11 protein-coding genes are annotated in these 14,551 nt (G+C 61.9%); 3 read left to right on the top strand and 8 right to left on the bottom strand.

What is annotated here, in order from left to right; all coding sequences use genetic code 11:
• Positions 1 to 7 precede the first annotated feature (7 nt).
• From ACIO0C_RS09950 to ACIO0C_RS09925, 6 genes are all read right to left on the bottom strand, one after another.
• The gene (locus ACIO0C_RS09950; protein ID WP_401311009.1) at positions 8 to 1,084 is read right to left on the bottom strand and encodes a YCF48-related protein; all 1,077 of its coding nucleotides are present in this window, start codon (positions 1,082 to 1,084) and stop codon (positions 8 to 10) included.
• A 76-nt stretch (positions 1,085 to 1,160) separates the two neighbouring features.
• Positions 1,161 to 2,522 carry a DUF1329 domain-containing protein gene (locus tag ACIO0C_RS09945; RefSeq protein WP_401311006.1) on the bottom strand — a complete coding sequence of 454 codons (1,362 nt, stop codon included), beginning with the start codon at positions 2,520 to 2,522 and terminating at the stop codon, positions 1,161 to 1,163.
• 31 nt (positions 2,523 to 2,553) lie between these two features.
• Complete coding sequence (locus ACIO0C_RS09940; RefSeq protein ID WP_401311004.1) at positions 2,554 to 4,383, bottom strand: DUF1302 domain-containing protein; 1,830 nt, start codon at positions 4,381 to 4,383, stop codon at positions 2,554 to 2,556.
• Between the two features lie 63 nt (positions 4,384 to 4,446).
• Entirely contained in the window at positions 4,447 to 5,610 is a 1,164-nt protein-coding gene (locus ACIO0C_RS09935) for a thiolase C-terminal domain-containing protein (protein WP_401311001.1), read from the bottom strand.
• A gap of 208 nt (positions 5,611 to 5,818) precedes the next feature.
• Complete coding sequence (locus ACIO0C_RS09930) at positions 5,819 to 8,482, bottom strand: LuxR C-terminal-related transcriptional regulator (protein ID WP_401310998.1); 2,664 nt, start codon at positions 8,480 to 8,482, stop codon at positions 5,819 to 5,821.
• Between the two features lie 39 nt (positions 8,483 to 8,521).
• Positions 8,522 to 10,150, bottom strand: a complete 1,629-nt coding sequence (locus ACIO0C_RS09925; RefSeq protein ID WP_401310995.1) for a 3-(methylthio)propionyl-CoA ligase — start codon at positions 10,148 to 10,150, stop codon at positions 8,522 to 8,524.
• A gap of 130 nt (positions 10,151 to 10,280) precedes the next feature.
• Here ACIO0C_RS09925 and ACIO0C_RS09920 point away from each other — a divergent pair, with 130 nt between their 5' ends.
• A complete protein-coding gene (locus tag ACIO0C_RS09920; protein ID WP_401310992.1) occupies positions 10,281 to 11,312 on the top strand; it encodes an AraC family transcriptional regulator ligand-binding domain-containing protein in 1,032 nt (343 codons plus the stop codon).
• A gap of 39 nt (positions 11,313 to 11,351) precedes the next feature.
• Here the strand turns inward: ACIO0C_RS09920 and ACIO0C_RS09915 are convergent, their stop codons facing one another.
• Both ACIO0C_RS09915 and ACIO0C_RS09910 read right to left on the bottom strand, forming a co-directional pair.
• The gene (locus ACIO0C_RS09915) at positions 11,352 to 12,113 is read right to left on the bottom strand and encodes a DUF4239 domain-containing protein (RefSeq protein ID WP_401310989.1); all 762 of its coding nucleotides are present in this window, start codon (positions 12,111 to 12,113) and stop codon (positions 11,352 to 11,354) included.
• Entirely contained in the window at positions 12,110 to 12,448 is a 339-nt protein-coding gene (locus ACIO0C_RS09910) for a hypothetical protein (RefSeq protein ID WP_401310986.1), read from the bottom strand. Before ACIO0C_RS09910 ends, ACIO0C_RS09915 begins: the two co-directional genes overlap by 4 nt.
• A gap of 183 nt (positions 12,449 to 12,631) precedes the next feature.
• On the opposite strand from ACIO0C_RS09910, the gene ACIO0C_RS09905 reads away from it, so the two are divergent.
• Both ACIO0C_RS09905 and ACIO0C_RS09900 read left to right on the top strand, forming a co-directional pair.
• Positions 12,632 to 13,540 carry a peptidyl-prolyl cis-trans isomerase gene (locus tag ACIO0C_RS09905; protein ID WP_401310983.1) on the top strand — a complete coding sequence of 303 codons (909 nt, stop codon included), beginning with the start codon at positions 12,632 to 12,634 and terminating at the stop codon, positions 13,538 to 13,540.
• Positions 13,540 to 14,538, top strand: coding sequence for a HupE/UreJ family protein (locus ACIO0C_RS09900; protein WP_401310980.1), 999 nt, complete (start codon positions 13,540 to 13,542; stop codon positions 14,536 to 14,538). Before ACIO0C_RS09905 ends, ACIO0C_RS09900 begins: the two co-directional genes overlap by 1 nt.
• The last annotated feature ends 13 nt before the right edge of the window (positions 14,539 to 14,551 follow it).

Genomic DNA, 14,551 nt, shown 5'->3' with positions numbered 1-14,551 from the left:
GGTGGGCTTATTCGAGGGGTAGCTGGCGAAGACCACGGGCGCCGGCCAATACCAGTGCACCGGCCGTTGACACTTGCGCCGCGGCCACCGGCGCCAGGCCGTTTTTCGCCTGCAGCTTGAAACTTGCGCCATCGTCGTTGCTGACCAATACATGGCCGGCCTGGCTCAACAGGATGATCCGACCATCAGTAGTGACCGTGCCGGCGGTGATGCTCAGGGACAGGCCGAGTTCGACCTTGTTCCAGCTGGCGCCGCCATCGACGCTGCGGTAGGCGTTGCCGCGCAGACCAAACACCAGCACCGCGCCGGGCTTGCCGACAATGCCGAAAAAACTGCCGTTGTAGGGCGTGGGGGTGGCCTTGAAACGCTCACTGGCCGGGTCGAACTTGAGCACCAGGCCCTGCTCACCGACAACGAACAGTTCATTTCCGGCCGGGCGCAAGGCGTACAGGTTCAAGGCCGTGGGGTTGTCGCTTCGGTCCAGCCACGGCGTCCAGCTGCGGCCACCGTTGTCGGTACGGAAAATCAGGTTGAAGGCGCCGACGATGTAACCGACCTGTTCATTCTCGAACCACACATCGAGGAACGGCTTGTCGGCGCCCTCTTCGAACATGCGCTCGGCATCGACCAACAAGCCGGCGACCGCCTCGTCGTCCGGCCGAGCCGCAGCCTGCTTGCGGTAATACGCGAGCAGGGTCGAGCCGACGTCGCGGCCGTCGAATTGACGGCTCCAGCTTTCGCCCGCGTCGCTGCTGTGCAACACCACGCCGTCATGACCGACGGCCCAGCCCTGGGACGGACTGGGGAAATGCACGGCCACCAGGTCAGAGCTGACCGGTACCTTGGCCTGATGCCATTGCTGGCCTGCATCGTCGGAATAGAAAATGTGGCCGCGCTGGCCGACCGCGACCAGGCGCCCGCCGGCACTGGCCAGTCCCGTGAAAATGCCATGCAGCGCCTTGTCGGTCTGCAACGCCGGCCGGTCGAGTGTGTCGGCGAAATCCGCCGCCACCACGGCACGGGTGAAAGGCAAGGCCAACGCGGCACCCAGTGCAATGAGCACTATCCATCTGAATTTATTCATCGCTGTTTCCCGGATAAAAAAAGCCACCGGAAGAGGTGTGGCCTCTCCCCGATGGCAAATACCACATGGAGTCCTGTCAGCGGATTCCGGCACCGGCCAGCGATTCCGGAGCCCACTGGGCCTTGGAGAGTGGCTCGATGTATTTCACACCACCGTACGGCCCGTACATCCCGGTAATGTTGTAGCTGCCGGTGATGAAGTCGTAGAACAGATGGTTGTCCGAGTTCGGGGCCTGCACGTCGTAGCTGTAGGCCATGTGGGCAAAGGCGCCGCGGTACAGCTTGCCGCTGGCGTCGTATTCGTCCGAAGCCAGGGCAATCCAGCTGTCCTCATCGAGGTAGAAGGTGCGCTTGCTGTAGATGTGGCGTTTGCCCGGCTTCAGGGTCGCTTCCACGACCCACACGCGGTGCAGTTCCCAGCGCATCAGGTCGGGATTGACATGGTTGGGAGTGGTCACGTCCGCAGCCACCTTGTGGTAGTTCAACTTGTAAGTGTTGTACGGGACGTACATTTCCTTCTTGCCCACCAGCTTGAAGTCGTAACGGTCCAGGGCACCGTTGAACACCCAGGAGTCGTCATAGGTCGAACTGCCGGCCGACCCCGGGTTCGGCGTGTCGTAGGCGATGTCCGGCGCCAGTTTCACCCGGCGTTGACCCGGCAGGTACTGCCAGCCACGGCGGCCTTGCTTGAGCGGGTTGACCGCATCGACCACCAGAATGGCCTCGCCGGCCCGACGTGCCGGGCCCTGGTAATACAGCTTGGTCTTGAAGAACACGTCGCTCTCGTTGGCCGCGCTGGTACGGGCCGGGTCGTACAGCGGGTACTCGATGTAGGCGTTGCCGGTGGTGGCCAGGGTCGCCCTGCCCGAGGAATCGACGTTCCAGGAGTCGTACTTGGAGTTCAGCGCAAAGCCCTGATAGCGCAGCAGGTGGTTCCACATGGCTTCATAGCCATCGGCGGGGATCGGGAACGGCACGCCGGGCAACGCATTGTCCAGGGCTACCCCGCCCTCGGTGGTTTTGGTCCCGACCGCGTTTTTCGCCGTGTTGTCCAGCAATCGCTGAGGCATGGCCACGGTACGGTGGGTCGGGTAGACATCGACGCGGAACGACGCAAAGCGCTTGAGAAGCTCCTGGGTCGAGGCTGTCATCTTGCCGGCGTACTGGGCGGCGTTGCCGGCGTTGATTACCGTTACCGGCTTTTCATTTTCGAAGGGGTCGGGGCGAAACGAGCTGCCCGCCTGGTAGCTGGCCGGTGCCTGGGTCAGGCCACCGGTATAGGCCGGGATGCTGCCGTCGGCATTGCCGGCTTTTTCGGCGCCGACGCCGGTCAATGTGCTGCCAAGCCGGGCGGCCTGGTCGGACGATACGGCCGCGTGGGCGGCACCGGTCACCGCCAGCGCAAGGGCTGCGGCCAATACCGATTGTGCATATTTCATGGGGTCTCTCCTGTTGCCGGGCAACGTTCGATCAGATAGTCGTTTTGAAGGTGAAGGTGACCATGCCGCGATCCTTGAGCTGGGCCGATGTACCGCCAAAGGCGGTGGCCTGCCCCGGAGTGCAGTTGTACTGGCCGTTGGCGCCGGGTGCGGCACCGTCTCCCTGGCTGCCGGCATTGCCGGCGCGGTCGCAGGTATCGAACGGACCGAAGTTGTCCACGTACTTCAGGTCGAAGCGATACTGGTTGCGTACGTCCATGCCAATGCCGATCGAATAGCTTCCGGAGTCTTCGTTGCCCCCCATCTGGACTGCGGAGTTGCCATTGAGGCCGACGTTGTAGGTGGCCGGCATGTAGAAATCGATGCCGGGGAAAACCTGATACCAGGTCGGGTTGAAGTTGACGCCGACGACGTAGTTGTCCTTGGTGACCTTGTCCACGCCGCGATACCAGTCCTCACCCTTGAACAATTGCTTGTTGTCGGTGACGTCCAGCCAGCGGCTGTAGCCAAGCTCCACCAGCAGCGAGGCGCTGTCCCACACCGGCGTGTCGGCGAAAGTGGTCAGGCCGTTGAGCACCGCATGCACGGTGTTGCCTCGGGCCACGCCGTTGTTGCCATCGAAACTGCCAATGAATCCGGGCAGACCGGCGGCGGCCGCAGCCGGGCTGACGGTGGCGGCGACACTGGCCAGCGGCATATTTTCGCGGTAATTGAGGTCGAAACCGACGCTGACCCCGGCGATGCTCTTGGACAGGCTGATGCCGTAGATATCGATGTCGTCGACGTAGAACTGGTTGTAGCTGCCGATATTTCCCGAAATCAGCTGCGCCGGACCCACCGCCGTCGGCTGCAAGACCAGGTTGGGCAGGATGTCGGAGGTGTTGCGGTAGTAAAAGCCCAGAGTCCCGTCCAGCCATTCCGGGCTCCACTTGGCCATCAGGCCGAAGTCGCCGTGATTGTCCGGGGTGAAGGTGTGGCCGTTGCTCAGGCGCAGGAACTCATTGACGCCGACGGGGCCCGGGGCACCGAAGAAGGGATTGCGCCCACCGATCAGCGACAGGTTGTGCCCGCCACTCTGGATGCCGTCGTTGAACCCCAGGTAGGTGCCCGATTCCGGCAGGCGCGAAGCGTCCCAACCGAGGAAGTATTGGGCGCTCAGAGTCAGTTCCGGGCCAAAGGTCAGGCTGCTGGACAACTGGTTGCGCGGGATGAACAGTTCCTTGGCTTCGGTGCCCGGCACTGTCAGCCCCTTGGTGATGTCCAGGCCCGACTGGCCATAACTGTTGCCGTGGGCGAAGGCCAGGATGCTTTCACCCCAGTACTGGGTATGGCTGCCCAGCTTGGCGCTGAGCAGGGTTTCATCGCCAACCTCGGTGCTGCCAAACACGAAGGCATCGAGGATTTCCGAAGAAGGCCCGTTGTAATAGCGGTCGGCATAACCACTGATGTGACGCGAGTCAGGAACGCCGTTGTTGAGCTGGTTGGTCGAGGTGTTGGCACTGCCGACATTGTCATAGGCATGGTCATACCAGCTGTTGGCACTGACGCGAAAACCGGCCTTCTGCCTAAAGACCACGTCCAGTTCGGAGAGCACGTCCAGGCGCTGGGACACCGCACTGCCCGACGAGAAGTTGCGGTTGCCATCATTGTTGTTCCAGCTGTTGGCCAGCTTGCTGTTGGCGGTTTCCACTCGCTGGCCGTAGTTGAGCTTGAAGGTGTTGTCGAAACGCACTGACAGGTCTTCATTGCCCGTATCGATTTCCAGGGCTTGTGCAGGCGCGATGCCCATCCCGGCCAGAATTGCTGTAGCCAAAAGCCCTCGACGCAGGTTTGCATGGCAGATCTTATTGTTGTTGTTCATCTAACGGGCTCACCTTCTCTGTGGTTCATGAAAACGCATTGAAACGACACTGCGACGCTGTCCTTAAGTGCGCTGCAGAATGGTTACCGATACCGAACGACCCAGCGCCGCGTTGTGCGCAAGTCCCGTCCGGGCTCCGTTGTCTTGCCTTAACGGCGCGGTGCCGCGCAGTTGCCAGACCAATTCAGTTATTTGCGCCAGCCCCGTTGCTCCCGGTGCATGACCGCGACCGAGCAGCCCACCGGAGGCGCAGACATCGACCGGATTGCCACGACTGTTGCGCCGTTCGCGCACGAAGCCGTCGATACACTCTTCCCGGCACAAGCCCAGGGCGGCGCTGTACACCATGAAGTCGCCGACGCTCTGATCGTGCAGCTCCACAGTCTCAATCTCGTCGACACCAAGTCCTGCGTGCTCATACGCCAATTGGGCAACGCGCCGGGTCGAAGCGCGCCCCAGCACATCGAGCACGCAACCGGCCTCCTGCTCGGAGGCCATGTCGCTGCCGCGCACACATGCCAGTACTTCCACACCACCCCGGGCGCCGTAGCGGGCCAGAAAACCCGGTGTACACAACAGCACCGCCGCAGCCCCGCATGCCGGCGGGCAAAGGTAACGAGCCCGCCAGCCATCGAGCGCCGTGCAGCGGTTGAGCACCGCCATCGGGTTGAGCATGGCTTGGGCCCGCGCCCGGCTGAGAACGTGTTCGAAGCTCGTTTGCGCCACGCCCATGCGGGTCAGCAACCAACTGGTCTGGGCCGCGAACAGCGCAGCCGGATTCTCGCGCCGGGCAAAATGAGTCTGGCAAGCGTCGACCTGACCGAGGCCGTCCCAGGCTTGCGGTGCGCTATCATCCAGACCAAAGAAGGCGCGGTGGGTAACGTTCGCCGGCATGCACTCGAAGCCCAGCGCCAACGCGCACTCGGCCTGGCCGGACAACACGCTGTGCCGTGCCAGCTGCAAGGCACTGCTGGCTGCCGCGCAACCGTCCGCGAGCGAAAACACCGGGACTCCGGTAAGGCCGACCTGGGCCAGAACCTGTTCGCTGCAACCCGCTGCGCCACTGACGCAAGCGCTGAACACCTGGTCGACCAGATCGTAGTCAATACGCGCATCGTCGAGCGCCTGGCGGATCGCCCTGCCCGCAAACGTGGCGACACTGTCGCCAGCGCCCAGCGGGACGAACGGGGACATGCCCACCCCCGCAATCAGCACGCTTTGACTCATACGCCTTACCTCGAAAGTCGGCCGGTGCCGATCCACTCTTGTCATCGAGCAACGCTCGGCAGGCGGCAAATGCATCGGCCGGGTTGGCTCCATTGAGGTCCAGACTATCGATTGGGCGTGATCCAGCCCCCCCATCGTCAGGGGGGGCTGAGTAAATTCAGGGGGGAAAAAAGGGCGCCTTTGCGGCTCGGAAAAATGCGCGGCTGTTTCAGCTTGCCGGATCGAGGATGCCCAGCATGTAGGCACGATCCACCACATGCTTGCGAGTGCCGGCCTGGAACTTGCCGAACAGGTTCTTCAAGTGCCATTTCACGGTTTCTTCGCCGACATTCAGCGCCAGCGCGATCTGTTTGTTCGACAGGTTACGTGCGAGCAATTGCAACACTTCGCGCTCCTTGGGTGTCAGCAATCGGCTGGGCGAAACCGTGCTGGTCGCCACGGGTGCCGGCGCGGCAGAGGGTGCTGTGTATTGATCTTCGATCCGGGGCATTTCTTGCTGGACCTTGCGCATCCATTTGAGCAATTGCGGATGGGTGTCTTCGACGATCCGCCGCAAGCCGTTTTCCTCCGCCAGACTGATCGCTTCACGCAGGCAGGCCAGGCCGTTGCCGCCCGATTCCTGGAGCGCCAAAGCCTTTAGCAGTTTGATCTGCACGATTTCACGACCGCGACGAATGCGCTCGGCTGTTTCGTTGGCACGCTCCAACAGCTCCAGCATCCCTTGCCAGTCACGTTGCACGTGGGCGACATAGGCCTTGGCCAGCATTGCCATCAAAGCCAGCTCCGGCCCGAGTAAACCTGTTTGTTCACGCGCGATCTGCGGTACCTGAGCATCGAGCCGGCGTCCCAATGCAAGGCAGGTGTCGGCCCGCCCTTGCAGGGCGTGCAGGCGAATCTGCTCGGCGAGTGCGGCAATACAGAAACGCGCAATGCCGCGCTCCTCGCCGAGTACGAACAGCGCCTCAAGCAAGTCATAACCCCGGTGGCCCTGCCCCTGCAGTATCGCCAGGCGAGCGGCGGTGAGATAGCCCATCACGACTGCATCCGGAGAGGCCAGGCGCTCGACCACATCAAGGCGGTTGGCCAGAACCGTGGCGGCTTCTTGCGGCTGATCACGCTCGAGCAACACCGTGGCCAGTCCGCTGGCCAGCATCACCGCCACCGGGCTGCGTCGACCGATGTCCTGCTCGGCGCGTGCCAGGCTGTCGCGCAATGCCCTCTCGGCCGGCACAAGGCGGCCTTCGGTCACGTAGCTGAGGCCCACCACCCATTCGCCGAAACCCCGAATGGCGTCCAGGCCGGAGCTCCAGGCATACAACGGCGCCCGCTGAAAGATACGTCGGGCTTTTTCCGGCTGGCCCTGGAACAGGGTCAGCCGCGCGATCTGATTGGCGAAGACCGCCTGTAACTTGATCTCGCCGGTCGGCAAGGCGTCCACCCAAGGGGTCACCAGCGCCAGCGATTCGTCCGGCCGGTCGGCAAAATAGGCGGCGGTGGCAACAATCATCGCGGCTTCGCAACGTGTGCTGTCATCGGTCGCCGGGTCCTGCCGGATACCGGCAACCAGACGCACCGCTTCCTCATGCCGTTCGCTCATGGCCAGGGACCAGGCGGCCGCCAGGCACATGCGCGACCGCGATTCGACCTCCTGCGCCGGCAGCTCCTCGACCCACTCCAGAACCCGGCTGAACTGTCCGCGCAACATGATTTCGTAGAGGCATTGTTCGATCATCTGGTACGCCTGGCTGGTACGCCCGGCCAACAGGTAATGACGAGCCGCCTGCTCGGAGAATTCATGGGCTTCGAGCCAACTTGCCGCCCGCTCATGCAGATCCCGGCGTCGGGTTTCGGGCAGTCCGGCAAAGCGCCCCAGAAGAAACTCTCGGGCCAGCGGGTGAATTCGCACCCACTCACTGTCCACGTTTTCGACAAAAATCGGCGTTGCCACACACAGTTCCCGCAAGCGCAACCCGGCCTGCTCGTCGCCGGTCAGGGCGATGCACAGGGAAGGATGCAGCATCTCCAGCAGGGCAATGCTGGTGAGAAACTCAATCTGCTCGCCGGGCAGGTGGGCGATCAGGGTGTCAACGAAATAGCGTCGTATATCACCGGTCCCCGCCGACAGCTCTTCGACCGCAGCAACCACACTCGGGCTTTTTTCGATGGAAGCGATTGCCAGTTGCAAGCCAAGTGACCAGCCCTCGGTGGCCTCATGCAAGCGCACGCACAGGTCCGGGTCGATACGATGGCCGAAACGAGCGCTGAGAATCGCTACGGTTTCCTCCACGCGCAGGCGCAAGGCGTCCGCGCCGATGGCTACATAAAAGCCGCGGGCTTGCAGGTCGGCCACCTGCAGGTTCAAGCGCCCGCGCGAGGCCATGATGATGCGCAGGTTCGCCGGGGCATTGTGCAGCAGGTAGGCCAGGCAATGCCGCACGGTGGCTTCGGGCAATCTTTCGGCTTCGTCGAGCAACAGCACGATTTCGCCGCCCAGGTCGGCGACTTCGGCCAGCCAATCAGTCAGCCCCTCCAGTTCATCGCGCCCGCGCCCGGGCGTGCGTTCCAGAGAGCCGGCAAACGTCGCCCGGCCGCTGCCAACGGCCATGGCCGCAGCCAGCCCTTTGGCGAATCGAATGCCATCGTCATGCTCGTCGAGCGTCAACCAGGCCACGACCGCACCACGGGAGAGAAACTCCCGGCGCCACTGCGCCAGCAGAAACGTCTTGCCGAACCCCGCCGGGCCTTGCACGGCAATCGCTGTCTTGTCCGCCAGGGCTGCGCTGTCGATGCTCAACCGCTCACGCATGTGAGCGGTTTTCTGACTTCGCGGTGGCGTGGTTTTCAGGACCAGTTCAGGTGCAATGCGATCCATGGGTGAGGCCCTTTGGGCTTGATTACAAGATATCGCTGGTTATAAACGATAGTCCCGGAACTGTTCGCGCAATTTCATTTTTTGCACTTTGCCCGTTGCCGTATAGGGCAGTGCTTCGACGAAGGCCACGGCGTCGGGTAGCCACCACTTGGCCACGCGTCCCTGCAAAAAACCGAGCAGATCGTCCCGTGTCGCCAGCATGCCCTGCTTGAGCACCACCACCAGCAATGGCCGTTCCTGCCATTTCGGGTGAGGCACGCCGATGACCGCCGCTTCTGCCACCGCCGGGTGACCACAGGCGGCGTTCTCCAGGTCAATGGAGGAAATCCATTCACCACCGGACTTGATCACATCCTTGGCGCGATCGGTGATCTGCAGGTAGCCATCCGGGTCGATGGTTGCAATATCACCCGTTATCAGCCAGCCCTGCTCATCGAGCAAGGAGCCGGCCTCACCCTGGTAATACTGGCTGGCGATCCACGGTCCCTTGACCCGCAAATGGCCGGACGCCTTGCCGTCGCGGGGCAGTTCGGCACCGTCTGCATCAACGATTTTGATCGTAACCCCGAACAACACCCGCCCCTGTTTCGCTTGCAGGTCAATGCGCTCGTCGAGCGAGGCGTCGCGGTGCTTGGGCAAGGCATTGCAAACCGTGCCCAAAGGCGACATCTCAGTCATACCCCAGGCTTGCAGCACCCGGGCGCCAAAACGAGTCTCGAACGTTTCCACCAGGCTGCGCGGCGCCGCGGCCCCGCCCATCACGACCCGGTTCAGGCACAGGTCCGCGGTCGGCATCAGCCCTGCGTTCTGCACGTGCTGTTGCAGGGTCATCCACACCGTCGGCACGCCCAGGGCCAGGGTTACTTTTTCGCGCTGCATCAAGTTATACAGGCTGGCCCCGTCGAGGTCCGCGCCGGGCAGGACCAGACGCGCGCCGCACATCGCCGCCGAATAAGGCATGCCCCAGGCGTTGACGTGGAACATGGGCACCACCAGCAGCGCCGTATCGGCCGATGACAGGTTGAACCCGTCCGGGGTGCAGGTGACCATCGAATGCAGCAAGGTCGAGCGATGGGAGTACAGCACCCCTTTCGGATTTCCGGTGGTGCCTGAGGTGTAGCACAGGGAGGCCGCCGCGCGTTCATCCAGACGGGGCCAGGCGAAGGTCTCGGGCTCATCGCCAATCAGTTCTTCGTAACACAGCAGGTTGGGCACAACGATAGGCGGCATCTCGCAGCGCTCGGCCAGGGCAACGAAAGCCTTGACCGTGGTGAGTCGTGGAGCAAGTTGCTCGATCAGCGCAGCAAACGACAGGTCGAAAAACAGGTACTGGTCTTCGGCATGGTTGGCGATGAACTCGATCTGTTCGGCAAACAGCCTTGGGTTGATGGTGTGCAGCACCGCGCCCATGCCCGAGACGCCATAGAACATTTCCATGTGCCGGTAGCCATTCCAGGCCAGTGTGCCGATCCGCTCGCCGGGCTGCACGCCCAGGTTTGTGAGGGCATTGGCCAATTGCATGGCACGCCGGCCGATGTCGGCGTACGTGCAGTGATGCACCGTGCCGTCCTGCAAGCGCGAGGCAATCTCGGCATTGGGGTGCGAGCACAGCGCGTGTTCGAGTACAGAAGAAATGAGTAAGGGGTGATCCTGCATCAGACCCAGCATGACAATCGCTCCGTTGTGGTTTTTGTAAGGTTCGGGCTGTCGTATTCTGCGCAGGCGTCGAGCATTTATTTGATAAAACGTGCCAGTCACTTGATACTTCGCGCCATTAATCTTCAAAGACGCGGGGGCCATGGATACTCATCTCATTCGCAGCATGTGCCTGTACGGCGCCCGCGAGCTGATCGCCGATCTGCACGGCGATCCCTGGCGAGTGGCGCATGGGGCATCGATCGCATCGCAGTCGCTGGACCAGTTGGACCTGCTCTTGCCGGTACCCAAGGTGGTGCACTTTCTCGAACTGGCCGCCCGGGAAACCGGTCGTGAGGACTTCGGGCTGTTGCTGGCACAAAAGCAAGGGATGGGCGTATTGGGCAGTGCGCTACTCGACATCGTCAGCGAAGCGACCACGGTCGGCGAGTGGCTCGATCGGCTGTCACGCTACTTTCACGTGCTGATGTCCGGTGCCCTGGTGCATCTGGAGCAACATGAACTGGGATTGACTGTGCACTATGAGGTGACCGCGACAGCCGAAATCGACGAAACCCAGTCCGTACATCTGGGCCTGGCCCTGCTCGCGCGCAAACTGCGAAGCGACCTGTACCCCCAGTGGTCGCCCGAGCGCGTGATGCTGCGTTGCCGGGAACCGCACAGCCGTGCAAGCTATACACGGATGTTCGGGCAGAATGTGTTCTTCAATCAGGAGTGCAACGGCATGCTGCTCAGCCATCAGGTGCTGGCGCACCCACTGACGGTGAAACAGCACTTCTCCCGTCCCGCCCTGCTTGACTACCTGCGGGAAAACCAACAACGACGCAACCGAAGCCCGGCCTCGGCCACCGAAGACTCGGTGCGCAAACTGCTGGCCAGCAGTGGCGCGCCCCTGGAGGCCGTCGCCCTCAATCAACTGCAAAGCCGCCGAACCCTGCAACGCAGGCTGGCCGGCAGCGGCACCACCTTCCAGGCCATCAAGCAACAGACCAAGCTGGATCTGGCCCGCAAATACCTGAGCCAGACCGACCTTAAGCTTTCGCAGATCGCCGAGGTACTGGGGTTTTCCAGCCTGAGCGCCTTCAGCCGCTTTTTCCACAAAGCCCAGGGCTGCGCGCCCAAGACTTACCGCGCGCAGGCAGCGGGTATCAACGAGCGGTTCAGTGCGCCTTAGGCAGCCTTTGAATTGTCGTTACTGCTTCACTCGGGAAAGTCACTTGCCAATGTTCATCAGCGCCGTGCGCAACGGCGCATCGGAGACATGGATGATCCCGATGTAAGGATGCGCCATGTCGACCACCAGAAAGACCGCCGCGGCCACCGACAGGGAGCAGATGAGCATGACGCCTATCACGGTGGGATTGGCCGGCGCCTGCAGGCCGAACGTCGCGAATAGCCAGGCCAGCCAGCAGGTCAGGATGACGAGAAATGGCGTGGGCAGTCCCTCCGTATTGCTCTCGACCAGTATCCAGTGGGCTTCCGCCAGCTGAGAGCTGACCTCCAGTGCGCGAACCTGAAGCATGCGTTGCGGTTCGTTGCCGGGCGTTAGTGCCCGCAGCACAACCTGAACCGGTTCGATCCCCGGCGACTCGTCAAAAGGATTGACCGCCGTCGACTCGGCGGACGAATTGCCCCAACCCCGGTTCAACCGCGTTTCAATCAATTGACGCAGACGCGTTCGGGCCTGCGCGGTCTCCGGTCCGTACTGGGCCATGACCCTGTCGAGCAGGACGATGCGTGCGGCCGATGTCCGCACTTCAATCTCATTACTGTCGTAGACGTTTTTTGCAGACGCAATCAGCAGCCCGAGCGCCAGTGCGGACAGCGTCCCCACGACGGCCGTTGCCAGGCGAATGACGTCCTTGGATTCGACATCCAGGTGGTGATTCGGTAGTCGCAAGCGCAACAGCATCCCCAGCATCGCGGCAGCGAACAGGCAGGCGAAAACCATCGCGCCAATGATGATGGAGCTCAATGGCTGATCTCCCTGGTCATTGCCCGAATCAGCAGTACCGACATGACTGCATGCAAGATGACCACCGGCCATAAGAGAACCCCACTCGCGTGTCCCATCAAGCCAACATAGGAAAGATACAGCGTAACCGCTGCGTTATAGGTCAGCATGCCGAGTATGGGAGGGCCGGGCCAACAGGCGGCGGCCAATGCAATGAGGGCGATCCCGGCTATGCGGACGATGACACCGCTGAGTTCGATGCCAAGCAGCAGATGCCCGACCAGCGACGGGATAAGCAGTAGGCCCACGCCCGCAGTGGCCTCGATGATCGCGGCGAAAACCAACAGTCCTTTCATCACATGGGCGCTCCATCCCGGGCTGTGCCGGCGATTGACTGCATTATCCCGAGCAATCATTTAATCCGATTGCGACTAATGCTTAGTTCCTATCGTGATTAGCCTCGCTGGAAAGTTCCGGCCCAGCAGCAATACTCCAATCTGCTTCGAAAACCAATCGAGTATAGCGTGGGGCACCAAGTCATGAACTTGACCGTGAGTGAAGCGAAAGCGTCTCGACTTTCGTTAATCAAGCGATGCCTTCGCCAGCCGTTACTGCACTTTTTAATCGCCGGTTTTGCACTCTTTGGGCTGTATGGCGGTTTGCACCGTTCAACGGTCAGTCAAGACCCGCAACGCATCGAAATCACCCCTGAAGTTGTCCAGCGGATCGCCGTTTCCTGGCTGGCGCGCTGGCAACGACCCGCCTCGGAGCAACAACTGCAGGGCCTGATCGATGAATATGTGAAAGAGGAAATTCTCTATCGCGAAGCCTTGAAGCTTGGCCTGGATAAAGACGACACCATCATTCGCCGCCGACTGGCGCAAAAAATGGATTTTCTCGCCGAGGATGTTGCGTCGCTTCGCGAACCGGCACCCGGCGTACTTGAGGACTGGTACAACCAGCATCAAGACCAGTATGCCCCGCCGCCACTGGCCACTTTTCACCATGTGTTCTTCGCCTTTGATAAACGTGGCTCGCACGCTCAGGCGCAGGCTCAGGCCGCGCTGAGTGAACTGACAGGCAAGAACGATGGTGAAGGCGATGCCTTCATGTTTGAAAAAGCCTACACGGAACAATCCCGGGATCAGGTGGCACGGGTCTTTGGTTCACAGTTTGCCATTTCGTTGCTCAAGCAAACTCCCGGGCGTTGGGTCGGGCCTGTGGAGTCAGGATTTGGCTGGCATCTGGTGTGGATCGATGCGCTGGCCACACCACCGGCACCGCCCTTCGAGACAGTGGCCCAGCAGGTCAAATCCGATTGGCTGTCCGAGCAACGCAGCGAGTCGAAGCGCACGAGTTTCGATGCACTGAAAGCCCGCTATGAAGTCGTGGTGCTGATGCCGGCACCCACCAGCGCGATTGCCGCCACTCAAGCGGAGCGGCCGTGATGAGGCGCTCGGTCTGGCTGTTGCTGCTCCTCTGGTTCATGGGACTGACGGCCACGGCGCACGAGGCGCGCCCCGCTTACCTGGAGCTCAACGAAACGGCTGCCGGGCGCTATGACGTAGTGTGGCGCACACCAGTACTGTCGGGCATGCGCTTACCGATTGCCCTGCGGTTTGCCGACGGTGTGCGCACGGTCGTCGAGCCGGTGGAAAGCCCGCTCAACGATTCACTGATCGAGCGCCGGATCATTGATGCCGGCCCCTCGGGGCTGGTCGGACAGCGCATCGACTTCATCGGCCTGCAAGCGAGCATCACCGATGTGCTGGTGCGTGTCTCGCGCCTGGACGGCAGCCTGACTACCACCCTCGTCCACCCCGCGCAACCCTGGATAGAAATCGCCGCGACGCCGGGCCCGTTCTCGGTGGCCGGTGCGTTTCTGCTCCATGGCATCCAGCACATCCTGGGCGGTTTCGATCACCTGCTGTTCGTCTTCGGCCTCCTGCTGCTGGTGGGCAATGGCTGGATGCTGGTGAAGACCATCACCGCGTTCACCCTCGCCCACTCCATCACCCTGGCGCTTGCGGCACTGGGTGCGGTACGACTTCCCGGCCCGCCGGTGGAGGCGACAATTGCGCTGAGCATTCTGTTGCTGGCAGTGGAAATTGCCCGCAAGAACCGTGGACAAACCAGTTTCACCCTTCAATGGCCATGGGTGGTGGCGTTCTGTTTTGGCTTGTTGCATGGCTTTGGTTTTGCCGGTGCGCTGGCGGAGATCGGCTTGCCGCAGCGTGACCTGCCCCTGGCGCTGTTCACTTTTAACGTCGGCGTCGAGATCGGCCAGCTGCTGTTCGTCGCCATGGTCCTGAGCCTGCGCGCGTTGTTGCTGCGTTTTCGTCTGCCACAGCCTGCGCTGCTGTATGCACGTCCGGTTGCATCGTACGTGCTGGGTACGCTGGCAGCCTTCTGGTTTTTCGAACGAGTGTCGAGCTTCTGGACCTGAATTGCACCCTGTC

The organism is Pseudomonas sp. NPDC087336 (assembly GCF_044744285.1).
Taxonomy (GTDB): Bacteria; Pseudomonadota; Gammaproteobacteria; order Pseudomonadales; family Pseudomonadaceae; genus Aquipseudomonas.
The sequence above is the reverse complement of the archived record's forward strand: the minus strand, read 5'-3'. Positions and strand labels throughout refer to the sequence as shown.